Consider the following 20,854-nt stretch of genomic DNA (forward strand, 5'->3'; position numbering starts at 1 on the left):
GTATGGCCCCGGCTGATGCTTCAGCCGGGGTCTTACTTGGCGGCCGGGTTTCCCCGGACAAGTTAAAGTGTTGGACTAAAAAACAATGGACAACCAGAACATCCGCATTCGCCTAAAGGCGTACGATCACCGCGTGCTTGATAACAGCACAAAAGAGATCGTAAACACGGCGAAGCGTACGGGTGCGCGGGTTCGGGGTCCTATCCCGCTGCCGACGCATATCGAACGGTTTACTGTAAACCGCTCTCCCCACGTGGATAAGAAAAGCCGCGAACAGTTCGAAATTCGGACTCACCGCCGCTTGCTCGATATTGTCGAGCCAACTCCGCAGACCGTGGACGCTCTCATGAAACTCGACCTCGCCGCTGGCGTAGATGTCGAGATCAAACTTTAAGGTCCAGACGATGCGCACCGGATTGATCGCAAAAAAGTTGGGCATGTCCCGACTCTTCAAGGAAGATGGCACGCATGTGCCAGTCACTGTCCTGCACGTTGACGCGTTGCAGGTGGTTGATGTCCGTACTCAGGAGCGTGATGGCTATACAGCTGTCCAGCTGGGTTTGGGTAAAGCCAAAGTGAAAAATGTCACTCAACCGAACCGCGGCCATTTTGCCCGCACAAAGGTAGAGCCGAAAAAGACCGTACGTGAATTTCGCGTTGCAGAAGATGCGACGCTTGAGATTGGCGCTACGCTGTCTGCGTCTCACTTTGTTGTTGGACAGAAAGTGGACGTAACTGGCACCAGTAAAGGTAAGGGTTTCGCAGGCGCTATGAAGCGTTGGAACTTTGCCGGTCTGGAAGCCTCTCACGGTGTTTCTATCTCTCACCGTTCTCATGGTTCTACCGGTAACCGTCAGGATCCGGGTAAAACCTTTAAGAACAAGAAGATGGCTGGCCATCTGGGTGATGAGCGCGTGACCACCCTGAATCTTGAAATTGCAGCGATCGATCCGGAAAAGAACCTGATTCTGGTGCGTGGCTCCATTCCTGGCGCCAAAAACAGCACCGTGCTGGTTCGCGACGCGATCAAAAAAGCCCGCCATGTCGATGCGCCTTATCCGGCCGCTCTCGTGACGGCGGAGGGCTGAGGTCATGGAAATCGAAATCAAAACGCTTGATAACGGCACAGCTGGTTCTGCAACACTCCCTGATGAGTTGTTTGCTGTAGCACCACGTGCAGACATTATGGCTCGTGTTGTTCACTGGCAGTTGGCAAAACGCCGTGCTGGTACGCATAAGGTCAAAGGCATGGGCGAAGTGTCCGGCACGACCAAAAAGCCATATCGCCAGAAAGGCACAGGTAGCGCACGTCAGGGCTCTCTTCGTGCACCGCAGTACCGTACCGGTGGTGCAGTTCATGGTCCAGTTGTTCGTGACCACGGTTACGATCTGCCTAAAAAAGTGCGTCGCATGGGCCTGATCTCTGCGCTTTCTCAGAAAGCTCAGGACGGTAAGCTGATTGTTCTGCAATCTGCTTCTGGTGTTGCTCGTACAAGCGAACTGGCAGTCAAGCTGAAAAACCTCGGCCTGAAATCCGCCCTCATTGTTGACGCTGCTGTTGATGAAGGCTTTGTGCGTGCTGCGCGCAACCTGCCCAAAATTGACGTTCTGCCTACGATCGGCGCCAACGTTTACGATATTCTTAACCACGAGGTTCTGGCTATTACCCAGGCAGGTCTCGAAGGTCTGAAGGAGCGCCTGGCATGACCAACATTCTTGCTCTGCGCAAGAAAGCCGAGCGTCTTTCCCGTGAAGCTCTGTACGACATCGTTCGTGCACCGCTGATTACGGAAAAGGCAACTGCGCTTTCTGAAAAAAATCAGGTTGCTTTCAAGGTTGCTATGTCAGCAACCAAGCCTGAAATCAAAGTGGCAGTCGAAACACTGTTCGGCGTCAAGGTTGTTGGTGTGAACACCCTTGTCCAGAAGGGCAAGACCAAACGCTTTAAAGGGCGTCTGGGGCAGCGTTCTGACATCAAGAAGGCGTTCGTCCAGCTTGCGGAAGGTCAGTCTATTGACCTGACCGCCAAACTGGCGTGACGTGGGGTAGGAACAAATGGCACTGAAGCACTTTAATCCCGTCACGCCGAGCCTTCGTGGCACGGTTCTGATTGATCGCGCTGACCTTTGGAAAGGTAAGCCGGTTAAACAGCTGACCGAAGGTAAGAACAAGACTGGTGGCCGTAACAATAACGGTCGCACCACGTCTCGTTTCCGTGGCGGCGGTCACAAGCAGTCTTACCGTTATGTTGACTTCAAACGTCGCAAATTTGATGTGCTTGGCACAGTTGAGCGTCTGGAATATGACCCCAACCGTACCGCCTTCATTGCGCTGGTGAAGTATGAAGACGGTGAGCTCGCATATATTCTGGCTCCGCAGCGTCTGAAAGTTGGCGATAACGTTATTGCTGGCACACGCGTTGATATTAAACCTGGCAATGCAATGCCTTTGGCATCCATTCCGGTTGGTACCATCGTGCACAACATCGAGCTGAAGCAGGGTGCAGGCGGTAAGCTGGCACGTTCTGCTGGTACATATGCCCAGCTGGTTGGTAAAGACGCCGGTTACGCCCAGATTAAATTGCAGTCTGGTGAGCTTCGTATTGTTCGTGGCGAATGCATGGCAACTGTTGGTGCCGTGTCTAACCCAGACAACATGAACCAGCACCTTGGTAAGGCCGGTCGTGCCCGTTGGTTGGGGCGTCGCCCACATAACCGCGGCGTTGTGATGAACCCGGTTGACCATCCACATGGTGGTGGTGAAGGCCGGACATCTGGTGGCCGTCATCCGGTCACGCCGTGGGGCAAACCCACCAAAGGTTACAAAACTCGGGTCAATAAGCGTACGGACAGTCTGATTATCCGTCGTCGTAAGACCGGCAAGTAAGGGGCAATAGAAGATGGCACGTTCCGTCTGGAAAGGCCCGTTCGTCGACGGGTATCTGCTGAGCAAAGCTGAAGCGTCCCGCGCGTCGGGTCGTAACGAAGTGATCAAAATCTGGTCACGTCGTTCAACGATCCTTCCGCAGTTCGTTGGACTGACGTTCGGTGTTTATAATGGTCAGAAGTTCCTGCCTGTGCAGGTGACAGAGAATATGGTCGGGCACAAGTTCGGTGAATTCTCTCCCACCCGTACATTCCACGGGCATGGGGCCGACAAGAAGTCGAAGCGGGGCTAATAATGAGCAAGGCTAAATTGCCGCGCACGCTCGCGGAAACCGAAGCGCAGGCTATTACGCGCAACATTCGGGTTAGTCCCCGTAAGTTGAACCTTGTTGCGGGTCTTATCCGCAACAAGCCAGCGTCTCAGGCAGTCGCAACTCTTACGTTCTCTAAGCGTCGTATTGCGCAGGAAGTCAAAAAGACTCTCGAAAGCGCGATTGCGAATGCTGAGAACAATCATCAGCTCGACGTTGATCAGCTGGTGGTTAAGACAGCTGAAGTGGGTAAATCCATTGTCATGCGTCGTTTCCACGCTCGTGGTCGCGGTCGTTCTGCACGTGTGGAAAAATTCTTCAGCCATCTTAAGATTGTTGTTGCAGAACGGGCTCCAGAGCCTGAAGCAACCACTACTGAGCAGAAGGCGGCCTGAGGTATGGGACATAAAGTCAATCCAATCGGGCTGCGGCTCGGTATCAATCGCACGTGGGATAGCCGCTGGTACGCTGATGCCGACTATTCACGCCTGCTGCACGAAGACCTGAAACTGCGCGCTTTCCTGCGTCGTAAGCTTTCTGGTGCTGGTGTATCTCGTGTTGTTATCGAACGTCCGGCTAAAAAGCCACGCGTTACGATTTATGCAGCACGCCCTGGCGTGGTGATCGGCAAAAAGGGTCAGGACATTGACGCTCTGCGTAAAGAGCTGACCCGTATGGCTGGTACCGAAGTTGCTTTGAACATTGTTGAAATCCGTAAGCCGGAAATCGATGCAACTCTGGTTGCAGACAACATTGCTCAGCAGCTTGAACGCCGCGTTGCTTTCCGTCGTGCTATGAAGCGTGCAGTGCAATCTGCTATGCGTCTTGGCGCACAGGGCATCCGGATCAACTGCTCCGGTCGTCTGGGCGGTGCAGAAATCGCACGTATCGAATGGTACCGTGAAGGCCGTGTGCCTCTTCACACACTGCGCGCCGACATTGATTACGGCGTGTCTACAGCGCATACCACCTATGGTTCTTGCGGTGTGAAGGTTTGGATCTTCAAAGGTGAGATCCTTGCGCATGACCCCATGGCTCAGGATCGCCGGGCGGCCGAGCAGGCTCCCCAGCGCTGAGGCGAAGGATAAAAGATAATGCTTTCTCCTAAGCGGACTAAATTCCGTAAGGCGCATAAAGGCCGTATTCACGGCCTCGCCAAAAGCGGCACTACGCTTAACTTTGGCACGTTCGGTTTGAAGGCTCTTCAGCCCGAACGGATCACGGCGCGTCAGATTGAAGCGTCTCGTCGTGCAATCACCAGGGCTATGAAACGTGCGGGTCGTGTATGGATTCGTATTTTTCCTGACCTTCCGGTCTCGACAAAGCCTGCAGAAGTGCGTATGGGATCCGGCAAGGGATCTCCCGAGTACTGGGTAGCCCGTGTGAAGCCCGGTCGCATTTTGTTTGAAATCGAAGGTGTGCCACCAGAAGTAGCGCGTGAAGCGCTGGCTCTTGGTGCAGCAAAGCTGCCGATTAAGACAAAATTTGTGACCCGAATTGGAGATGCGTGAGATGGCAAAGGCAACAAAGCCAGCTGATCTGCGTGCCAAAACGGCTGATGAACTGAATGCGCTTCTGCTCGATCTGAAGCGTGAACAGCTCAACCTCCGTTTCCAGCAGGCAACCGGGCAGACCGAAGGCCAAAGCCGTATTCGGGTTGTTCGTCGTGAAATTGCGCGTATCAAAACTATTGTGGCGCAAAATGAGAAGTCTGCAGCAGGTGCAAAAACATCTGCTGCCATTTCCTGAAGGGAGTTGGACGATGCCAAGGCGCGTCCTTACCGGACGTGTGACCAGCGACAAGATGGACAAGACCGTAACGGTTCTTGTCGATCGTCGCGTCATGCATCCGCTGTATAAGAAGTTCATTCGTCGCTCTAAAAAATATGCGGCGCATGATGAAGAAAACACCTGCAAGGTGGGCGATACGGTTCGCATTATCGAATGCCCCCCGATTTCCCGGCGCAAGACGTGGGCTGTGGTTTCTCGTAATGGTGAAACCGTTGATGCTTCCGCTGCTGGCGTGTCGGCGTAAGGTAAGGATATCTAAGACATGATCCATCCCGAGACCAACCTCGACGTGGCCGATAACTCCGGTGCGCGTCAGGTGCAGTGCATCAAGGTGCTGGGCGGTTCCAAGCGGAAATCTGCCTCGGTCGGCGACGTGATCGTCGTTTCCGTCAAGGAAGCCATCCCTCGTGGGAAGGTGAAAAAAGGCGACGTCCACCAAGCTGTTATCGTTCGTACCTCTTATCCGGTTCGTCGCCCAGATGGTAGCGCGATCCGTTTTGATAAGAACGCTGCTGTTCTGATCAACAAACAGCAGGAGCCGATTGGTACGCGTATCTTTGGCCCGGTTGTTCGTGAACTGCGTGCGCGCAAGTTCATGAAAATCATCTCTCTGGCCCCGGAGGTGCTATAATGGCTGCGCGTATTAAAAAGGGCGATACAGTCGTTGTTATCAGCGGTTCTTCTAAAGGAACCGAAGGTGAAGTTCTGTCAGTGCGCCCTGCAGAAGGTCGTGCTGTTGTGCGTGGTGTTGCAATTGCTAAACGTCATCAGAAGCCCACACGTATGGGTGATGAAGGCGGTATTATTGCACGCGAAGCACCGGTTCATCTGTCTAACCTGAAGCTGGTTGATCCTGCTTCCAAAAAGCCGACCCGCGTTGGGTTCCGTGTTCTGGAAGATGGTCGCAAAGTCCGTGTTGCTAAGGCAACAGGCGAAGTAATCGAAGGCTAAGGGGGCGAGGATGACCGAGTCTAAAAGCGTTCGTTCCGTTCCTCGTTTTCAGGAACGTTATGAAAACGAACTGCGCGCGAAGCTTCGTGAGCAGTTCGGCTATACCAATGAGATGCAGGTTCCACGGCTTGAAAAAATCGTCCTGAACATGGGCGTTGGTGAAGCTGCTGGTGACCAGAAGAAGCTTGATGCGGCCGTTGCTGAAATGACCCTGATTGCTGGCCAGAAGCCAGTTAAGACGGTGGCTAAAAAGGCAATTGCAGGCTTCAAGATTCGTGAAGGTCTGCCGATTGGTTGTAAAGTTACTCTGCGTCGTGCGCAGATGTACGAATTCCTTGATCGTCTGGTGACGATTGCTATGCCACGCATCCGTGACTTCCGCGGTTTGCCAGCAAGCAAAGGGTTCGATGGGCGTGGTAACTTTGCGCTGGGTCTGAAAGAACAGATCGTGTTTCCCGAAATCGACTACGATAAAGTAGACGATATTCGCGGCATGGACGTTGTGTTCGTGACCAGTGCAAAGACGGATGCTGAAGCAAAAGCGCTTCTTAAAGCATTCGATCTCCCCTTTGCAGCGTAACGGAAATCGTCTACCTGTCATCAGGTGTTGTTGTCTTGGAAAACCGTCGAAGGTTTTCGAAGGGTTCCGGAGGATAAAATTATATGGCTAAGACTTCTGCCATTACGCGCAATGCCAAGCGTGCTAGCATGGCCGCGCGTGACAAGGAAAAGCGTGCGGCGTTGAAAAACATCGTTATGGACCGCTCGCTTCCTGTAGAAGATCGGTTTGATGCGTCTTTGAAACTGGCTGAGCTTCCTCGCAATGGCTCACGCGTTCGCGTGCGTTTGCGTTGCAAGCTGACAGGTCGTTCACGCGGTAACTACCGTAAGTTCGAACTGTGCCGTATTGCCCTGCGTGATCTGGCTTCTAGCGGGCAGATCCCGGGCCTGGTCAAAGCAAGCTGGTAAGGGCGCATAATGTCACTTTCTGATCCGTTGGGTGATATGCTCACCCGCATCCGTAACGCACAGCGCGCACGTCATGCTGCTTGTGTGTCTCCGGCGTCTAACCTGCGTTCTAGCGTGCTTGATGCGCTTCAGCGTGAAGGCTACATCCGTGGCTATAAGCGTGAAGAAGTTCGTAAGGGTATTGTTCAGCTGCACATCGAGCTGAAATATTCTGAGGGTGAACCGGTTATTAAGGAAATTCACCGCGTGTCCCGTCCGGGCCGTCGTGTTTATTCCAAAATTAAAGAACTGCCACGTGTGTGCGCTGGTCTGGGTGTTTCTATCCTTTCCACCCCTCGTGGTGTTCTATCTGACGTAGAGGCTCGCGCTGCCAATGTTGGCGGTGAAGTCCTCTGCCGCGTGTTCTGAGGAGGGATACATGTCACGTGTAGGCAAATATCCCGTCGAAGTTCCTGGTGGGGTGACCGTCTCTATTGCGGATGGTGTTTTCAAGGCAAAGGGCAAGCTGGGTGAGCTTTCTCTTCCGCTGTCTTCTCACATTGAAGCTGAAATTGCCGAAGGCAAGGTTGCTGTGCGCCCAGTGGGCACCGCAGCGCAGGCTCGTATGATGTGGGGTACAACCCGCGCTTTGATTGCAACTGCAATTAAAGGTGTTTCTGAAGGGTTCTCCAAAACTCTGGAAATCAACGGTACTGGTTATCGTGCTGCTGTTCAGGGTTCCAACCTTGTGATGAACCTTGGGTTCTCTCACGACGTGGTTTACCCGATTCCGCAGGGTATCAAGATTTCTACACCGCGCCCGACTGCCATCGTTGTTGAAGGCATCGATAAGCAGCGCGTTGGTCAGGTTGCTCTTGATATTCGTAGCTACCGCAAGCCTGAGCCTTACAAAGGTAAGGGTGTGCGTTACGAAACGGAAACCATTCGTCGCAAGGAAGGCAAGAAGAAATAATGAGCACTCAGCAGGAACTGCGGAATCGGCGGCGTGCTCGCCTCCGTTTTCAGCTCCGTCGCAAGGCTGGTGGTCGTCCGCGTCTGTCGGTCTTCCGGTCTGGCAAAAATATTTATGCACAGGTCATCGACGACGTACAGGGCCGTACACTGGCTTCTGCGTCCAGCTTGGATAAAGAACTGCGTGAAGGCCTGAAGACAGGCGCAACAAAAGACAGTGCAAACGCTGTTGGTAAGCTGGTTGCCCAGCGTGCTGTTGCCGCTGGTGTCTCTCAGGTTGTTTTTGACCGTGGGGAATATCTGTATCATGGCCGCGTGAAGGCCCTGGCGGAGGCTGCCCGCGAGGGCGGTCTCTCCTTCTGAGGAAAGGATCACGTAATGGCTCGTGAACCAAGAGAAGGCGGTCGAGGCGGCCGTGATCGCGAACGCGAAGGTGATGAACTGGTTGATAAACTGGTTACCATCAACCGCGTTGCCAAAGTTGTAAAAGGCGGCCGTCGTTTCGCCTTTGCTGCTCTGGTTGTTGTGGGTGACCAGAAAGGTCGCGTTGGCTACGGTGCAGGTAAGGCGCGTGAAGTGCCTGAAGCTATTCGTAAGGCTACGGAACGTGCTAAACGTGGCATGATCCGTGTGCCGATGAAGGAAGGCCGCACCCTGCATCATGACGTTGCTGGTCACTTCGGTGCTGGTAAAGTTGTGCTGCGCTCTGCCGAAGCCGGTACCGGTATTATTGCTGGTGGCCCAATGCGTGCAGTGTTTGAAAGCCTGGGCATTAACGATGTGGTTGCGAAGTCCCTTGGGACACGTAACCCGCACAACATGGTGAAAGCGACTTTTGACGCTCTGACCCGTTGTGCTAGCCCGCGCTCAGTTGCAAACCGTCGTGGTAAGAAGGTTGCTGAAATCTTCGGTAAGCGCGACCAAGCAGCAGGGGAGGCCGCTGATGTCTGAGGCCAAAACCTTTAAAGTGATCCAGATTGCGTCCGGTAACGGTCGCAAGCCTGGTCAGCAGGAAACACTGGTCGGTCTGGGTCTGAACAAGATCGGTCGTGAACGCGTGCTTGAAGACACCCCTTCAACCCGTGGCATGGTCCGTAAAGTCGCCCACCTTGTGAAGGTGGAGGATTGATATGAATCTGAATGAGCTGCGCGATAACGAGGGTTCTCGGTATCGTAAAAAACGTCTTGGCCGTGGCATTGGCTCCGGTAAAGGCAAAACATCTGGTAAAGGTGTTAAAGGGCAGAAAGCTCGCGAAGGCGTTTCTTTGAACGGCTTCGAGGGTGGTCAGCTGCCACTTTATCGTCGTCTGCCAAAACGTGGCTTCAAGAACATCTTCCGCAAGGTTTATGCTCCGGTTAACCTCGGTGCTGTTGAAAAAGCTTTTGCTGAAGGTAAGATTGACGCAGGCGTGACTGTAACTGAAGCTGTGCTGAAAATTGCAGGGCTTGTTGGTACAGGCAAGTACGCTGGTGTGCGTATTCTGGGCGAAGGCGAACTGTCTCGTGCAGTGACCTTTGAAGTTTCTGGCGCTTCTGCTTCTGCTGTTGCAGCAGTAGAAAAAGCTGGTGGCTCTGTTAAGGTTCTTGCTCCTAAGGCAGCAGAAGCCAGCGCATCCTAATGCGATGGGAAGGAGAAAGGGGAAGCTCTTTCTCCTTCCAGTCTGTTTTTCCAGAGGTTTTCTGGTCTAACTTTTAGACTATCATGCCAGCGTCCCGCATTGATTGTGGTGGCGCTGTTTGTGTGAAAGGACGGATGCATGGCTTCCGCGGCCGAACAGCTGGCTGCCAACTTCAATGTGGGTTCGTTTGCTAAGGCAACAGAACTCAAGAAGCGGATTTGGTTTACGCTTGGCGCGCTCATCATTTACCGTCTGGGTACGTATATTCCGGTACCGGGTGTTGATGCGACCGTAATGGGCCAACTGCTGGCACAGCATCAGGGTGGCATCTTGGGCATGTTTAACATGTTCACGGGTGGTGCTTTGGGGCGTATGACAGTTTTTGCCCTCAACATTATGCCGTATATCTCTGCGTCTATTATTGTGCAGTTGATGTCTACTGCTATTCCTTCGCTTGAAGCGCTCAAGAAGGAAGGTGAGCAGGGGCGTAAAAAGCTCAATGAGTATACGCGCTATCTGACCGTGTTTATTGCTCTCTTTCAGGCTTATGGCATTGCTGTAGGGCTGGAAAGCATGAGAAGCTCTGCTGGTGCTGCGGTTGTGAACCCCGGTGTCTTCTTTCTTGTTTCCTGCGTGATTACTCTCGTGGGCGGCACCATGTTTCTTATGTGGCTTGGTGAGCAGATTACCTCTCGTGGGGTGGGGAACGGAATTTCACTGATCATTTTTGCGGGTATTGTGGCCAACTTGCCGCATGCTTTGGCAAGTCTGTTTCAGTTAGGATATACCGGCGCTCTTTCTCCAATATTCGTTTTGCTGTTTTTGGTGTTAGCCGCCATTACCATTACGTTTATTGTGTTTATGGAGCAGGCTCAGCGCAGAGTTGTTATCCAGTACCCCAAACGCCAGATGGGGCAGAAGATGTTTGGTGGTGACACCACGCATATGCCGCTTAAGGTGAATACGGCTGGCGTTATTCCGCCTATTTTTGCCTCTTCGGTTCTGCTTATTCCTGTGACAATCTCTGGGTTCATGAACGGTAAGTCCATGCCAGGATGGTTGTCTTTTCTTGGGGAAGAACTGGGGCAGGGGCAGCCACTTTACATGCTGTTTTATGCAGCCATGATTGTGTTCTTTTCCTACTTCTATGCTGCGGTAACGTTTAACCCGACCGAGACAGCAGATAATTTGCGTAAGCAAGGTGGCTTTATACCGGGTATTCGCCCCGGCGCAGCGACAGCTACTTATTTCGATAAGATTCTGACACGTCTGACCACGATTGGTGCGGCGTATATGGTTCTTGTCTGCCTGCTGCCGCAAATTTTAATTAGCCGTTACAATGTGCCGTTCTATTTCGGTGGTACGAGCTTAATCATTATTGTGTCTGTGACCATTGATACCGTCACGCAAATTCAGTCTCATCTGGTTGCGCATCAGTATCAGGGGCTTATGAAGCGTTCTCGGGGTGGTAGAAAGCAAAGGATTATCCGGCGATGAATATTATTTTTCTTGGACCGCCGGGTGCAGGGAAAGGGACGCAGTCCAAGCTGTTGGAAGACCGCTATGGGCTGGTGCAGATCTCTACCGGGGATATGCTGCGCGCCGAGGTTGCTCGTGGTTCTGAGACCGGGAAACAGGCTAAAAGCCTGATGGATACTGGCCGTCTGGTACCAGATGAGCTGATTATTGCGATGTTGCAGTCCAGAATTGCGCAACCTGATTGTGCAAAAGGTTTTATTCTGGATGGTTTTCCACGGACAACGGGGCAGGCTGAAGCTCTGGATGGTATGCTTAAAGCAAGCCACCAGCAGATTGATATTGTTCTGTTTCTGGACGTGGATGAAGACATTCTTGCGGACAGAATCTCTGGCCGTTTCACCTGCGCAAAGTGTGGAACAACCTACAACGAGGTTTCAAACCCGCCCAAAGTGGCTGGCGTTTGTGATGCGTGTGGCAGCCATGAGTTTAAGCGCCGTGCAGACGACAAGCGTGAAACAGTTGTGGAACGCTTGAAAGAATACCGGAAACTGACTGCACCAATTCTACCGTTCTATGAAAAAACCGGGCGTTTACATGCCATTAACGGCATGCTGCCCGCGTCAGAAGTGACGGCGCAAATTGAAGCAGTGTTAGCTAAGTCGTGAGTGATCACGAAAAAGTGATCCGTTTTCGTTGACTTGTGTGAGTGGCCGGTATATTTCGCGGCCACTGAGTGAAATCTGCTTTCGTGATGAAAGCTATGAGATTCTGCCGCTGAGGCAGGCATCTACAGGAGTGTAAGGCGTGGCACGTATTGCCGGCGTGAATGTCCCGACCAACAAACGCGTTGTTATTGGGCTTCAGTATATTTACGGGATTGGCGCAACTAAAGCAGAACAGATCTGCACCGCAGCAGGTATTCCTGACGCGAAGCGCGTTAATGAACTGAGCGACGACGAAATCATGAAGCTGCGTGAGCTGATTGATACCCAGTATCGCGTTGAAGGCGATCTGCGTCGTGAAGTTGCTATGAACATCAAACGCCTGATGGATCTGGGTTGCTACCGTGGCCTGCGCCACCGTCGTGGGCTGCCTGTTCGTGGTCAGCGTACACACACCAATGCTCGTACCCGTAAGGGTAAAGCTGTGGCGATTGCTGGTAAGAAAAAAGCAGCGCGTTAATTCGCTTTGTTGAAAAACTCCGGACGGCTTTTGCGGGCATCTGGGTAGAGACTGAGGTAGAAAATTATGGCGAAAGCCGCAGCACCGCGTATTCGTAAAAAAGAGCGCAAGAACATTATTTCTGGCGTGGCACACGTTCTGTCCACGTTTAATAACACCATGATCACCATTTCTGACGCACAGGGAAATGCAATTTCCTGGTCTTCAGCTGGTGCACAGGGCTTCAAAGGCTCACGTAAATCTACGCCGTATGCCGCGCAGGTTGCAGCGGAAGATGCAGGCCGTAAAGCTCGTGAACACGGTATGGAAACGCTGGAAATTGAAGTTTCTGGCCCTGGGTCAGGCCGTGAAAGCGCTCTGCGTGCGCTGCAGGCTGTTGGCTTTGCAATTACCTCTATCCGTGACATGACGCCAGTTCCGCACAACGGCTGCCGTCCGCGTAAGCGCCGTCGCGTTTAAGGATTGAAATGTGTGGCTACAGTGTTGTAGCCACCGTTTTTCGGTTTGTTTGTTAAAGCTCAGAGAAATCGCTGCTTCAGCAGTGGTTTTTCGTATTGAAAGGCCGGTACCTTGGTCCTTCAGAAAAACTGGCAATCTCTGATCAAGCCTGAAAAGCTTGAAGTCGAATCCGGAGTGGAGCCGACACGTATTGCAACAGTTGTTGCGGAGCCGCTTGAACGTGGTTTCGGGATGACTCTGGGCAACGCCCTGCGCCGTGTGCTGCTGTCTTCCCTTCAGGGTGCGGCTGTTACTGCAGTGCAGATTGATGGCGTTCTGCACGAGTTTTCTTCCGTAGCTGGTGTGCGTGAAGATGTGACGGATATTGTCCTGAACATCAAACAGTTGGCTCTGAGCATGCACGGCGAAGGCCCGAAGCGCATGGTGCTGACGGCTACCGGCCCCGGTGAAGTCCGTGCAGGGCAGATCCAGACGGGTCATGATATTGAAATCATGAACCCTGATCTGGTTATCTGCACGCTGGATGATGGTGTGAAATTGGGTATGGAGTTCGTGGTTGGTATGGGCAAAGGCTACGTGCCTGCTGCTGCAAACCGCCCGGAAGATGCTCCTATCGGCCTTATCCCGGTTGATGCCATTTATTCTCCGGTTAAGCGCGTGTCTTATAAAGTTGAGCCTACCCGTGTTGGGCAGGTGACCGACTATGACAAGCTGCTGCTGACCGTTGAAACCAATGGCGCCATTACGCCGGAAGATGCTGTTGCATTGGCTGCACGGATCCTGCAGGATCAGTTGCAGTTGTTCATCAACTTTGATGAACCACGTCCGGTACAGGCTGAAGAGCCTCAGGATGATCTGCCGTTCAACCGCAACCTGCTGCGTAAGGTTGATGAGCTTGAACTGTCTGTTCGTAGCGCTAACTGCCTGAAGAACGACAACATCATCTATATCGGGGACCTCGTCCAGAAGAGCGAGCAGGAAATGCTGCGGACTCCGAACTTTGGTCGTAAGTCTCTGAACGAGATCAAGGAAGTTCTGACCTCTATGGGTCTTTCCCTTGGTATGAATGTGCCGGCTTGGCCGCCGGAAAATATTGAAGATCTGGCAAAACGGCTTGATGAGCCGTTCTGAGCCCACTTCTTACGACTAGGAACTGAACTATGCGTCACCGTATTGCCGGCCGTAAGCTCGGCGTTACTTCTTCTCACCGTGCTGCCATGTTCCGCAACATGGCAGTTGCTCTGATCAAACACGAGCAGATCACAACCACGCTGCCTAAAGCAAAAGAACTGCGCCCGGTTGTTGAAAAGCTGATCACCCTTGGCAAGCGTGGAGACCTTCATGCACGCCGTCAGGCACATGCTATGCTGCGTGACGATGTGATCGTGAAGAAACTGTTCACCGCTATTGCTGAACGCTACAAAGGCCGCACAGGTGGGTATTCCCGCGTTATGCGTGCTGGCATGCGTTATGGTGATGCTGCTGACATGGCCGTGATTGAACTCGTTGACCGCGATGTAAGCGCAAAAGGCCAAGATAGCGGCCCACGCCCTGAAGTTGCAGGCGAACACGACCTGGCAGCCTAATACGCTGTTATGTTACAGGGGGCCGAGCGTTTCGGCTCCCTTTGCCCTGTTATAAAACAAGGCGCTGCTTGCCCCTTTGGTAGGCAGATATAATGCGGCACAGAATGTTGAGTTTGCTCCGTTCCGTGTTGTTTGGGTGAGATCGTCTGGATCTGTTGAATCTGCACTGAGTGTGTGGAGCCCATTGAAAAATCTTTTTTTGACGAACCCGGTGAGCACTCCCGCCATGGTTCGTATTGATAATGCGCAAGAACCCGTTGCAATGAGGCACGGGGGGCAAGCCGTTATCGCATGTAGGAGAGCATGTAGATGCAGACAGAAACCCAACAGGAAACGCAATCATTCATTGATCGAATAGGAATTCCGCGCCCATTGCTTTGGGGCTTTGTGGGGTTGCTTCTGTTCATGATCGGGGATGGGGTAGAAGCCGGGTATTTGGCCCCTTATCTTGAAAGCCAGGGGCAGTCTTCTACGCATGTTGCGTTGCTGTTTACCATTTACGGGGTTGCTGTCTCTATTTCTTCTTGGCTGTCTGGGCCTTTGTCAGACATGTGGGGCCCAAAAAAGGTTATGTGGATTGGCCTTTGGATTTGGGGTGTGTTTGAGGTCTTGTTTCTCGTGCTTGGGCTCCAGCCTAACAATTACAGCATGATGATGTTGGCTTATACGGCCCGTGGCTTGGGTTACCCGCTGTTTGCTTATGGTTTTCTGGTCTGGATTGCTGCTGCGACACCTGCACGCCAGCTTGGTTCTGCCGCTGGCTGGTTTTGGTTTGCATTTTCTGGTGGTTTGCCAACACTTGGGTCTTTGTTTGCGAGCTTTGCTATTCCGCGCATTGGGGAGATGGGTACGTTTTGGTCGTCTCTGGGGCTGGTTATGGCCGGTGGCTTGGTGGCCCTGCTTTGCACGCGCGAACCCCGTGGCACGCAGCGTTTAAGTGCGCCAGATGTTACGTTTAAGCAGGCTATGTTTGGGTCTATCAGCATTATCTGGCGTGAACCCAAAACCTTGATTGCAGGCCTGGTACGGACAATCAATACATCGTCTGAATATGCGTTTTTGGTCATTATGCCGGGCGTGTTCACCAAGATTGTTGGTTTTTCTCTGGAACAGTGGCTGCAACTGCTGTCTATCGTGTTCTTGAGTAATATTATCTTTAACTTGTTGTCTGGCTTGTTGTCTGACCGCTTTGGGCCGCGTGCTGTTGTGGCTGTGGGTGGTGGTTTGGGGGCCGCAATTTGTGTGCCACTGTTCTATTATGTGCCGGTTGCCATGCCGCATAACTTCCCGATTGCTGCGGCTATGGGGGTGCTGTACGGGGCATCTTTGGCTGCCTTTGTACCGCTGTCTGGTTTAATGCCGCAGGTTTGCCCCAAAGAAAAAGCAGCGGCGCTTTCTATTTTGGGTTTGGGCGCTGGTGCGAGCACATGGGTTGGCCCCGCTATTGTGACCTGGTTTGAAGCATGGCGTGGTGTTGAAGGTGTTATCTGGATTTTTAGCGGACTGTACGTACTGGCCGCTCTGATGACAGTGTTTATTAAAGTTTCACCGGAAGCACGGGCCTATACACGACAAGTAGAGGCGAACTCTCAGGCAGACCGGGAAGCCGCAATGCATGCTGTGGGGAATCAGTAAGCGTTTTTAACCATTAAGGTAAAAAATACAGCGCGTGGGGGTAAACTCCACGCGCTTTTTTTGTATGAAATGCGCAGCATTACGCCGTTTGTTAAGGATAAAAGCGGATAATGTATATTTTATGCGGGCGGTGTGGCGGTATATTTTATTGTGCGCAATTGACATTGGGAATTATTGTATCACTCTTGCTAAAGCGTATTCAAAAACACAATTGCAGGCGGGTGAGACAATGAGGCGTTTTTTAACCAAGCTGGCGCTTTTAGGGGCTGTTGCTTTAACGGCCATAACTTCTCAGGCAGAAGCCGCAGCGCCTATTAAAGTTGGGTATATTCCGGTTTTAGGCTCTTCTGCCCTGTTTGTTATTGAGGGTGAGGGCTGGGCGCGTGAGGCTGGACTAGACCTACAATTGGTAAGGTTTACTTCTGGCCCGCAGGCTATACAGGCTTTGGTCTCTGGCCGCATTGATGCCTACGTGGCAGGTGTGTTGCCATTGCTACAAGCGCGGGCACACGGGGCAGACGTAAAAGTCGTTACGGCGGCATCTGTTGAAGAATTAGAAGTTATTGCGCGTGGTAAACTGGCTGAGGGGCTGCCAGAAAAGCAAGACGGCGGCTTGGCCCCAACGGCTGCCAAGCAACTGTTTGAGCAGTTTAAGGCGGCCAATGCGCACCCAGCGCGTATTGCGGCCCAGCCTACGGGCTCTGTACCCGACACGTTACTGCGTTACTGGCTATTAAAGCAAATTGGCATAACGCCACCTTTGGCCAATACCGTGAGTTTAGTTGGGGTGGATATTGATGCCGCACAGCAGGCTTTTTTGGCTGGTGCGGTAGATGCCGCCGTGCTGCGTGAGCCTGCTTTAACGGTTGTACGGGCGCGTATGCCACAAGCCAGAACATTGGCAACAGGGCATGATCTGTTACCCGACCAGCCCGGCTCTGTGCTGGCTATTGTTAAGCCAGAAGCACCTGAGCACCAGGCATGGGCGAAAACCTTAGCCAGCCTGTTTTTACGTGCCACGACACTGCTTTCAACCCACTCAGATGAGGCAGCCCCTTTTGTGACCAAAGCATTGGGCAGCGGCATTTTAACAGAAGATATTATGAAGGCCTCTTTGGAGCATTCAGCCTCTCGTTTTGTGAGCGACCCCACGCGCATTGTAGCGGGTGTGAAACAATTACAGGACTTTGAGGTAGAGCAGGGCTTGCTACGTAAGGCCCAACCGGTAGAGGATTTGTTTGATTTTGATTTATGGCGGCAAGTCAAACAGTGATTCGATCGTTTTCGCATTCGGCCCGGCTCCTGCTATCGGTAGCCGGGTTACTGATATTTTTTGGGTCTTGGGAAGTATCGGTCAGAACTAACCTATTACCAGCGGGCATGGTGCCAGCGCCGTCGTCTTTATGGCAGGCGTGGCTGGATGAAGTGCGGGGTGGGTTTTGGCTGCAAGCTATAACCGATAGCTTAAGCCACTATACTTTGGGGCTGCTTATTGGCTCCGTACTGGGGGCCTCTATTGGCCTTTTATGCGGTATGGTGGCTGTGGTTGATGGCTTGCTTGAAGGTATTGTACGGCTTTTGCGGCCCGTGCCCGGCTTGGCATGGGTACCGTTTGCCATTTTATGGTTTGGGTTGCACACCGCTGGGGCGACCTTTGTTATTGCCATATCGGTGTTCTGGATCAATTTTTATGCGGCTTATGCAGCGGTTAAAAATATTGACCCTGAGTTTTACGAGCTGGCCGCAGCCTTTGGGCATGGCGGCTTTTGGGGGCGGCTATTTAAGGTGGTGCTTCCAGCCTCTGCCCCCGGTTTGGTGGCGGGGTTACGCACAGGCCTTGGGCAAGGCTGGATGTCTGTTGTGGCAGCAGAACTGTTTGGTGTGCCCGGTATTGGGGCGCGTATGATGCAGGCTTCTAGCTTGCTGGCAACAGATGTTGTGGTTGTTTACATGCTTACCATGGCGCTGCTGTACGCCCTGACCGATTTTTTGTTTGGGTTTGTGAGAAAATATGTTTTGCGGTGGCAACCATGAGCAGTGCTGAACACGTTGCACGCCTTGAAAATGTAGGCTTGTCTTATGACGGTGGGCAAAATTACATTTTACGCCATGTTAGCCTAAGCCTGAGCAAAGGTGAGTTTGTTGCACTCCTTGGGCCATCGGGTGTGGGTAAATCAACCTTATTGCGGGTGTTTATGGGGCTAAGCGCTCCGTCAGAGGGGCAGGTTTTTAGCCCGCAGCCTACTAGCCAGTTACAGGCAGAGGGGCAGAAGCGCCGGGCGCAGTCTTTGGTGTTTCAAGATGCGCGGCTTATGCCGTGGCGGAGTGTGGCCCGTAACGTTGCTTTTGGGTTGGAAGGGCTAAAGCTCACCAAAGAGGAAAAACAGGCTCGCGTGCTTGCAGCCCTACAGTTGGTAGGGCTTGAAGAGGCCGCCGACCGTTGGCCCCGCCGCTTATCGGGCGGGCAGCGCCAGCGTGTGGGTGTGGCCCGTGCTCTTACGGTTGACCCAGACTTGTTGTTGATGGACGAACCCTTTGGCGCACTTGACCCCATAACCCGCAACGGCTTGCAAGATGAGTTGCTGAAAATTTGGCAACAGACCCACAAAACAGTGCTGTTTGTAACCCACGACATAGAAGAAGCGCTTAAATTGGCCACGCGGGTGGTGGTGCTGGCCGGAAAACCTGCGGGCATTGTGGGGATGTTGGACATACCGCCAACCGAAAAAGACCCTGAGTCATCTGCTTTCAAGAGCTATGCTGCACGTTTGCGCGCCATGATAGCGGGAGAGCCAGACCCCGGCGGGGCTCCGTATTGGTATTCGAACGAGATTTAGCTTTTTTTATCATAAATTTACACTTAGCTGGCATCTCTATACGGTGTGGAGCGTTGACGTGCTTAAGTGGAAGGAGAGAGCGTGATGAGTGATGCAAAAACCAGCCAATACACACTGGAAGAAGGCGTAGGCCGCTTGCAAGATGGTGTAGAAGGTCTGTTTACCAAAGCCAGCACCACAGGTGATGATTTTGGTGCCCCCCAAGGGTGTGCCGCTCTGGAAGCTGTGCGCGACAATGTTATAGACCGGCCATTATTTTACGTGAGCTTGGCTGGTATTTTGGGCGTTGTGCTGGGTGCTGTTTTTAAACGTAAGCTCTAATTCCGACATTTAACCCTTCTGAGTTAAGGACTAAGTCTCATGCTGAAAATGGCGTTGTTCTTTTTGGTGGTCTCCATCATTGCGGGGCTTTTCGGGTTTGGCGGCATTTCCAGCGCTGCGGGCGGAATGGCCAAAATTCTGTTCTTTATTGCTATTGTGCTGTTTGTTGTCTTTTTAGTTGTTGCCTTGCTGGCAGGGCGCACACTTATGAAATAGGCCAGACGGCCTGCTTTTAAAGAGCCTACAAAAAAGCCTCTGCCCCGATAAAAGGGCAGAGGCTTTTTTGATGGAAAACCGTCTGTTGGGTTTAGCGGTTACTGGGCAGAAAGTTTTTATCTTTCTGGATAAAGCTAGGCAGGAAGGGGTTATCTGTTTGCATAGAGCCTTTGGACGGCAAGGCAGAGACATTCCAGCCACCACCTAGGTTTTGAATAAGGGTGACAGAGTCCAAAATACGGTTTTGCTGAATTTGGAGCGCTGTTTGCGCGTTAGAGAGTGCCGTAACCTGAGACGTAATAACCGTGGTGTAAATTTGCGTACCAGCCATATATTGGTTGAAGGCGACAGTTACCGCACGGTTAGCCGCCTCTAGCGCTACGCGCTGCTGGTCTGCCTGTTGGGCAAGAATACGTAAGTTTGAGAGTTGGTCTTCTACCCCTTGTAGGGCGGTAAGCACTGTTTGGCGGTAGGTGGCAACGTAGTTATCGTAATTTGCATCGGCCTCATGCACGGCGGCGGTACGGCTACCGCCAGAAAACAGGGTTTCTGTGGCAGACGCGCCAAGAGACCAGATACGGTTTGCCACCTGTACCAAGGTGCCTACAGGGTCACCGCTGTAAGAGTACGAGGCAGTTAGTTTGACGTCTGGGTAGAAAGCCGCAATGGCAGCGCCAATTTGGGCGTTATATTCTTCCATGCGGCGTTCGGCTGCGGCTACGTCTGGGCGGCGTTCGAGCAATTGTGCCGGTACAGAGACTGGAATGGCCGGAATGGTGTTGGTAAGGCTACCCGGCGCAATAGAAACCTCTGCCGGGGGTTTACCAATAAGCACGGCAATAGCGTGCTCATATTGTGCGCGGCTGGCCTGTGTGGCTGTGGCTTGGGCACGGGTTTGCTCAAGCTGGGTTTTGGCCTGTAGCAGAGCTGTGGGGTCTGCTGTGCCTGCCTCGTATTGGTTATGCGTAATTTCGTAAGAGCGTTCGTAAAATTTTACGTTGCGTTGCAGCAGGTCATACAGGCTGTCTTGGTAGCGCATGTTAAAATAGGCGGTGGCCAATTGGGCTTGGTAAGACAGTTTGGCATTGGCAAGGTCTGCTGCCGTTGCTTGTGTTTCTGTAACCTGAGCCTGAATTTGGCGGCGGATTTTGCCCCACAAGTCTAGGTCCCACGAGGCGGTTGGCCCCATGCCGTAGGTATTTTCTGTAGAGTTAGAAGCAACGCCTGATGAGGTGTTGGAGCCGTAATTAACAATGGTGCCGCTAGAGCGCGAGCCGCGGCCAGAGCTTTGCCGGTTAAAAGAGAGTGAGCCGCTTAATGTGGGGTAAAGCTGTGCCCGCACAGAGTTAATGGTGGCACGGGCCGCACGGTAGCGGGCTTCGTATTCTTTTACGTTTTGGTTGTTTAGCTCTACTTGGGCTTCAAGCGTGTTTAGGGTGGGGTCGTTGTAGAGTGTCCACCATGCCCCCTTTGGTAGCTCGGCTAGGCTGGGGTTGGCGTAGTTCCAGCCCGGTGCTGGGCGGAGCTCTTTAAATTTGGCAGAAACAATAGGGCTTGGCCGCTTATAAGACGGGCCAACCATGCACCCCGCAAAAACCAGCGGAGCCAGCAGGATACCAAGGCGGCGTGACAGCGGACGGGTGAGGAAATGCTTCATCGTGC

34 protein-coding genes are annotated in these 20,854 nt (G+C 52.6%); 33 read left to right on the plus strand and 1 reads right to left on the minus strand.

The genetic code is table 11. The annotated features are described in order from the left end of the window. Positions 1-85 precede the first annotated feature (85 nt). From rpsJ to Abor_RS11685, 33 genes are all read left to right on the plus strand, one after another. Entirely contained in the window at positions 86-394 is a 309-nt protein-coding gene (gene rpsJ / locus Abor_RS11525) for a 30S ribosomal protein S10 (RefSeq protein ID WP_007282720.1), read from the plus strand. 10 nt (positions 395-404) lie between these two features. After that, entirely contained in the window at positions 405-1,088 is a 684-nt protein-coding gene (gene rplC, locus Abor_RS11530; RefSeq protein ID WP_048842044.1) for a 50S ribosomal protein L3, read from the plus strand. Positions 1,089-1,092: 4 nt separating this feature from the next. Further along, positions 1,093-1,707, plus strand: coding sequence for a 50S ribosomal protein L4 (rplD, locus tag Abor_RS11535; protein WP_048842045.1), 615 nt, complete (start codon positions 1,093-1,095; stop codon positions 1,705-1,707). Beyond that, positions 1,704-2,039 carry a 50S ribosomal protein L23 gene (locus Abor_RS11540; RefSeq protein WP_048842046.1) on the plus strand — a complete coding sequence of 112 codons (336 nt, stop codon included), beginning with the start codon at positions 1,704-1,706 and terminating at the stop codon, positions 2,037-2,039. Before rplD ends, Abor_RS11540 begins: the two co-directional genes overlap by 4 nt. A gap of 16 nt (positions 2,040-2,055) precedes the next feature. Beyond that, entirely contained in the window at positions 2,056-2,886 is an 831-nt protein-coding gene (rplB, locus tag Abor_RS11545) for a 50S ribosomal protein L2 (RefSeq protein ID WP_048842047.1), read from the plus strand. A 13-nt stretch (positions 2,887-2,899) separates the two neighbouring features. Next, positions 2,900-3,178, plus strand: coding sequence for a 30S ribosomal protein S19 (rpsS, locus tag Abor_RS11550; RefSeq protein WP_006557760.1), 279 nt, complete (start codon positions 2,900-2,902; stop codon positions 3,176-3,178). A gap of 2 nt (positions 3,179-3,180) precedes the next feature. Next, the gene (rplV, locus tag Abor_RS11555; RefSeq protein WP_048842048.1) at positions 3,181-3,591 is read left to right on the plus strand and encodes a 50S ribosomal protein L22; all 411 of its coding nucleotides are present in this window, start codon (positions 3,181-3,183) and stop codon (positions 3,589-3,591) included. A gap of 3 nt (positions 3,592-3,594) precedes the next feature. Next, entirely contained in the window at positions 3,595-4,272 is a 678-nt protein-coding gene (rpsC, locus tag Abor_RS11560) for a 30S ribosomal protein S3 (RefSeq protein WP_048842049.1), read from the plus strand. Positions 4,273-4,290: 18 nt separating this feature from the next. Next, on the plus strand, positions 4,291-4,707 hold the full coding sequence (gene rplP, locus Abor_RS11565; protein ID WP_048838102.1) for a 50S ribosomal protein L16: 417 nt from the start codon (positions 4,291-4,293) through the stop codon (positions 4,705-4,707). Position 4,708: 1 nt separating this feature from the next. Then, positions 4,709-4,945, plus strand: coding sequence for a 50S ribosomal protein L29 (rpmC, locus tag Abor_RS11570; protein WP_048842050.1), 237 nt, complete (start codon positions 4,709-4,711; stop codon positions 4,943-4,945). Between the two features lie 13 nt (positions 4,946-4,958). After that, positions 4,959-5,231 (plus strand): 30S ribosomal protein S17, encoded by a 273-nt coding sequence (gene rpsQ, locus Abor_RS11575; RefSeq protein ID WP_048842051.1) that lies wholly within the window; start codon positions 4,959-4,961, stop codon positions 5,229-5,231. An 18-nt stretch (positions 5,232-5,249) separates the two neighbouring features. Further along, positions 5,250-5,618: a 50S ribosomal protein L14 gene (gene rplN, locus Abor_RS11580; protein ID WP_006557767.1), complete on the plus strand. Its 369-nt coding sequence runs from the start codon at positions 5,250-5,252 to the stop codon at positions 5,616-5,618. Continuing rightward, the gene (rplX, locus tag Abor_RS11585; RefSeq protein ID WP_048842052.1) at positions 5,618-5,938 is read left to right on the plus strand and encodes a 50S ribosomal protein L24; all 321 of its coding nucleotides are present in this window, start codon (positions 5,618-5,620) and stop codon (positions 5,936-5,938) included. Before rplN ends, rplX begins: the two co-directional genes overlap by 1 nt. 10 nt (positions 5,939-5,948) lie before the next feature. Beyond that, a complete protein-coding gene (rplE, locus tag Abor_RS11590; RefSeq protein ID WP_048842053.1) occupies positions 5,949-6,518 on the plus strand; it encodes a 50S ribosomal protein L5 in 570 nt (189 codons plus the stop codon). 83 nt (positions 6,519-6,601) lie between these two features. Then, a complete protein-coding gene (gene rpsN / locus Abor_RS11595; RefSeq protein ID WP_048842054.1) occupies positions 6,602-6,907 on the plus strand; it encodes a 30S ribosomal protein S14 in 306 nt (101 codons plus the stop codon). 9 nt (positions 6,908-6,916) lie between these two features. Then, positions 6,917-7,315: a 30S ribosomal protein S8 gene (rpsH, locus tag Abor_RS11600; RefSeq protein ID WP_048842055.1), complete on the plus strand. Its 399-nt coding sequence runs from the start codon at positions 6,917-6,919 to the stop codon at positions 7,313-7,315. A 10-nt stretch (positions 7,316-7,325) separates the two neighbouring features. Continuing rightward, a complete protein-coding gene (gene rplF, locus Abor_RS11605; RefSeq protein WP_048842056.1) occupies positions 7,326-7,859 on the plus strand; it encodes a 50S ribosomal protein L6 in 534 nt (177 codons plus the stop codon). Continuing rightward, positions 7,859-8,221, plus strand: a complete 363-nt coding sequence (gene rplR, locus Abor_RS11610; RefSeq protein WP_048842057.1) for a 50S ribosomal protein L18 — start codon at positions 7,859-7,861, stop codon at positions 8,219-8,221. Before rplF ends, rplR begins: the two co-directional genes overlap by 1 nt. Before the next feature lie 15 nt (positions 8,222-8,236). After that, the gene (gene rpsE, locus Abor_RS11615) at positions 8,237-8,809 is read left to right on the plus strand and encodes a 30S ribosomal protein S5 (protein WP_048842058.1); all 573 of its coding nucleotides are present in this window, start codon (positions 8,237-8,239) and stop codon (positions 8,807-8,809) included. After that, on the plus strand, positions 8,802-8,987 hold the full coding sequence (gene rpmD, locus Abor_RS11620; RefSeq protein WP_048842059.1) for a 50S ribosomal protein L30: 186 nt from the start codon (positions 8,802-8,804) through the stop codon (positions 8,985-8,987). The genes rpsE and rpmD overlap by 8 nt, the downstream gene beginning before the upstream one ends. Before the next feature lies 1 nt (position 8,988). Then, complete coding sequence (gene rplO / locus Abor_RS11625; protein ID WP_048842060.1) at positions 8,989-9,477, plus strand: 50S ribosomal protein L15; 489 nt, start codon at positions 8,989-8,991, stop codon at positions 9,475-9,477. A gap of 138 nt (positions 9,478-9,615) precedes the next feature. After that, positions 9,616-10,974, plus strand: a complete 1,359-nt coding sequence (secY, locus tag Abor_RS11630) for a preprotein translocase subunit SecY (RefSeq protein WP_048842061.1) — start codon at positions 9,616-9,618, stop codon at positions 10,972-10,974. After that, entirely contained in the window at positions 10,971-11,621 is a 651-nt protein-coding gene (locus tag Abor_RS11635) for an adenylate kinase (RefSeq protein WP_048842062.1), read from the plus strand. The genes secY and Abor_RS11635 overlap by 4 nt, the downstream gene beginning before the upstream one ends. Before the next feature lie 139 nt (positions 11,622-11,760). Continuing rightward, positions 11,761-12,138, plus strand: coding sequence for a 30S ribosomal protein S13 (rpsM, locus tag Abor_RS11640; protein WP_048842063.1), 378 nt, complete (start codon positions 11,761-11,763; stop codon positions 12,136-12,138). 66 nt (positions 12,139-12,204) lie between these two features. After that, positions 12,205-12,597, plus strand: a complete 393-nt coding sequence (gene rpsK / locus Abor_RS11645) for a 30S ribosomal protein S11 (RefSeq protein ID WP_048842064.1) — start codon at positions 12,205-12,207, stop codon at positions 12,595-12,597. A 111-nt stretch (positions 12,598-12,708) separates the two neighbouring features. Next, positions 12,709-13,728, plus strand: a complete 1,020-nt coding sequence (locus tag Abor_RS11650; RefSeq protein WP_048842065.1) for a DNA-directed RNA polymerase subunit alpha — start codon at positions 12,709-12,711, stop codon at positions 13,726-13,728. 29 nt (positions 13,729-13,757) lie between these two features. Continuing rightward, positions 13,758-14,183: a 50S ribosomal protein L17 gene (rplQ, locus tag Abor_RS11655; protein WP_048842066.1), complete on the plus strand. Its 426-nt coding sequence runs from the start codon at positions 13,758-13,760 to the stop codon at positions 14,181-14,183. 309 nt (positions 14,184-14,492) lie between these two features. Beyond that, complete coding sequence (locus Abor_RS11660) at positions 14,493-15,818, plus strand: MFS transporter (RefSeq protein ID WP_048842067.1); 1,326 nt, start codon at positions 14,493-14,495, stop codon at positions 15,816-15,818. 229 nt (positions 15,819-16,047) lie between these two features. Then, a complete protein-coding gene (locus tag Abor_RS11665; protein ID WP_048842068.1) occupies positions 16,048-17,091 on the plus strand; it encodes an ABC transporter substrate-binding protein in 1,044 nt (347 codons plus the stop codon). Then, entirely contained in the window at positions 17,070-17,852 is a 783-nt protein-coding gene (locus Abor_RS11670) for an ABC transporter permease (RefSeq protein WP_048842069.1), read from the plus strand. Before Abor_RS11665 ends, Abor_RS11670 begins: the two co-directional genes overlap by 22 nt. Continuing rightward, the gene (locus tag Abor_RS11675) at positions 17,840-18,655 is read left to right on the plus strand and encodes an ABC transporter ATP-binding protein (RefSeq protein ID WP_084594513.1); all 816 of its coding nucleotides are present in this window, start codon (positions 17,840-17,842) and stop codon (positions 18,653-18,655) included. The genes Abor_RS11670 and Abor_RS11675 overlap by 13 nt, the downstream gene beginning before the upstream one ends. Positions 18,656-18,739: 84 nt before the next feature. Further along, positions 18,740-18,976 (plus strand): hypothetical protein, encoded by a 237-nt coding sequence (locus Abor_RS11680; protein ID WP_048842071.1) that lies wholly within the window; start codon positions 18,740-18,742, stop codon positions 18,974-18,976. Positions 18,977-19,015: 39 nt separating this feature from the next. After that, positions 19,016-19,192 (plus strand): DUF1328 domain-containing protein, encoded by a 177-nt coding sequence (locus Abor_RS11685; RefSeq protein ID WP_048842072.1) that lies wholly within the window; start codon positions 19,016-19,018, stop codon positions 19,190-19,192. 91 nt (positions 19,193-19,283) lie between these two features. Here Abor_RS11685 and Abor_RS11690 read toward each other — a convergent pair whose 3' ends face one another. Further along, positions 19,284-20,849, minus strand: coding sequence for an efflux transporter outer membrane subunit (locus Abor_RS11690; RefSeq protein ID WP_048842073.1), 1,566 nt, complete (start codon positions 20,847-20,849; stop codon positions 19,284-19,286). Positions 20,850-20,854 lie beyond the last annotated feature (5 nt).

Source organism: Acetobacter orientalis, assembly GCF_000963965.1.
GTDB classification, from domain to species: domain Bacteria; phylum Pseudomonadota; class Alphaproteobacteria; order Acetobacterales; family Acetobacteraceae; genus Acetobacter; species Acetobacter orientalis.

What these genes read in the sequence shown, in the direction of transcription:
- rpsJ (WP_007282720.1), top strand. Translation starts at nt 86, where the DNA reads ATGGACAACCAGAACATCCGCATTCGCCTAAAGGCGTACGATCACCGC.
- rplC (WP_048842044.1), top strand. Translation starts at nt 405, where the DNA reads ATGCGCACCGGATTGATCGCAAAAAAGTTGGGCATGTCCCGACTCTTC.
- rplD (WP_048842045.1), top strand. Translation starts at nt 1,093, where the DNA reads ATGGAAATCGAAATCAAAACGCTTGATAACGGCACAGCTGGTTCTGCA.
- Abor_RS11540 (WP_048842046.1), top strand. Translation starts at nt 1,704, where the DNA reads ATGACCAACATTCTTGCTCTGCGCAAGAAAGCCGAGCGTCTTTCCCGT.
- rplB (WP_048842047.1), top strand. Translation starts at nt 2,056, where the DNA reads ATGGCACTGAAGCACTTTAATCCCGTCACGCCGAGCCTTCGTGGCACG.
- rpsS (WP_006557760.1), top strand. Translation starts at nt 2,900, where the DNA reads ATGGCACGTTCCGTCTGGAAAGGCCCGTTCGTCGACGGGTATCTGCTG.
- rplV (WP_048842048.1), top strand. Translation starts at nt 3,181, where the DNA reads ATGAGCAAGGCTAAATTGCCGCGCACGCTCGCGGAAACCGAAGCGCAG.
- rpsC (WP_048842049.1), top strand. Translation starts at nt 3,595, where the DNA reads ATGGGACATAAAGTCAATCCAATCGGGCTGCGGCTCGGTATCAATCGC.
- rplP (WP_048838102.1), top strand. Translation starts at nt 4,291, where the DNA reads ATGCTTTCTCCTAAGCGGACTAAATTCCGTAAGGCGCATAAAGGCCGT.
- rpmC (WP_048842050.1), top strand. Translation starts at nt 4,709, where the DNA reads ATGGCAAAGGCAACAAAGCCAGCTGATCTGCGTGCCAAAACGGCTGAT.
- rpsQ (WP_048842051.1), top strand. Translation starts at nt 4,959, where the DNA reads ATGCCAAGGCGCGTCCTTACCGGACGTGTGACCAGCGACAAGATGGAC.
- rplN (WP_006557767.1), top strand. Translation starts at nt 5,250, where the DNA reads ATGATCCATCCCGAGACCAACCTCGACGTGGCCGATAACTCCGGTGCG.
- rplX (WP_048842052.1), top strand. Translation starts at nt 5,618, where the DNA reads ATGGCTGCGCGTATTAAAAAGGGCGATACAGTCGTTGTTATCAGCGGT.
- rplE (WP_048842053.1), top strand. Translation starts at nt 5,949, where the DNA reads ATGACCGAGTCTAAAAGCGTTCGTTCCGTTCCTCGTTTTCAGGAACGT.
- rpsN (WP_048842054.1), top strand. Translation starts at nt 6,602, where the DNA reads ATGGCTAAGACTTCTGCCATTACGCGCAATGCCAAGCGTGCTAGCATG.
- rpsH (WP_048842055.1), top strand. Translation starts at nt 6,917, where the DNA reads ATGTCACTTTCTGATCCGTTGGGTGATATGCTCACCCGCATCCGTAAC.
- rplF (WP_048842056.1), top strand. Translation starts at nt 7,326, where the DNA reads ATGTCACGTGTAGGCAAATATCCCGTCGAAGTTCCTGGTGGGGTGACC.
- rplR (WP_048842057.1), top strand. Translation starts at nt 7,859, where the DNA reads ATGAGCACTCAGCAGGAACTGCGGAATCGGCGGCGTGCTCGCCTCCGT.
- rpsE (WP_048842058.1), top strand. Translation starts at nt 8,237, where the DNA reads ATGGCTCGTGAACCAAGAGAAGGCGGTCGAGGCGGCCGTGATCGCGAA.
- rpmD (WP_048842059.1), top strand. Translation starts at nt 8,802, where the DNA reads ATGTCTGAGGCCAAAACCTTTAAAGTGATCCAGATTGCGTCCGGTAAC.
- rplO (WP_048842060.1), top strand. Translation starts at nt 8,989, where the DNA reads ATGAATCTGAATGAGCTGCGCGATAACGAGGGTTCTCGGTATCGTAAA.
- secY (WP_048842061.1), top strand. Translation starts at nt 9,616, where the DNA reads ATGGCTTCCGCGGCCGAACAGCTGGCTGCCAACTTCAATGTGGGTTCG.
- Abor_RS11635 (WP_048842062.1), top strand. Translation starts at nt 10,971, where the DNA reads ATGAATATTATTTTTCTTGGACCGCCGGGTGCAGGGAAAGGGACGCAG.
- rpsK (WP_048842064.1), top strand. Translation starts at nt 12,205, where the DNA reads ATGGCGAAAGCCGCAGCACCGCGTATTCGTAAAAAAGAGCGCAAGAAC.
- rplQ (WP_048842066.1), top strand. Translation starts at nt 13,758, where the DNA reads ATGCGTCACCGTATTGCCGGCCGTAAGCTCGGCGTTACTTCTTCTCAC.
- Abor_RS11660 (WP_048842067.1), top strand. Translation starts at nt 14,493, where the DNA reads ATGCAGACAGAAACCCAACAGGAAACGCAATCATTCATTGATCGAATA.
- Abor_RS11665 (WP_048842068.1), top strand. Translation starts at nt 16,048, where the DNA reads ATGAGGCGTTTTTTAACCAAGCTGGCGCTTTTAGGGGCTGTTGCTTTA.
- Abor_RS11670 (WP_048842069.1), top strand. Translation starts at nt 17,070, where the DNA reads ATGGCGGCAAGTCAAACAGTGATTCGATCGTTTTCGCATTCGGCCCGG.
- Abor_RS11680 (WP_048842071.1), top strand. Translation starts at nt 18,740, where the DNA reads ATGAGTGATGCAAAAACCAGCCAATACACACTGGAAGAAGGCGTAGGC.
- Abor_RS11685 (WP_048842072.1), top strand. Translation starts at nt 19,016, where the DNA reads ATGCTGAAAATGGCGTTGTTCTTTTTGGTGGTCTCCATCATTGCGGGG.
- Abor_RS11690 (WP_048842073.1), bottom strand. Translation starts at nt 20,849, where the DNA reads ATGAAGCATTTCCTCACCCGTCCGCTGTCACGCCGCCTTGGTATCCTG.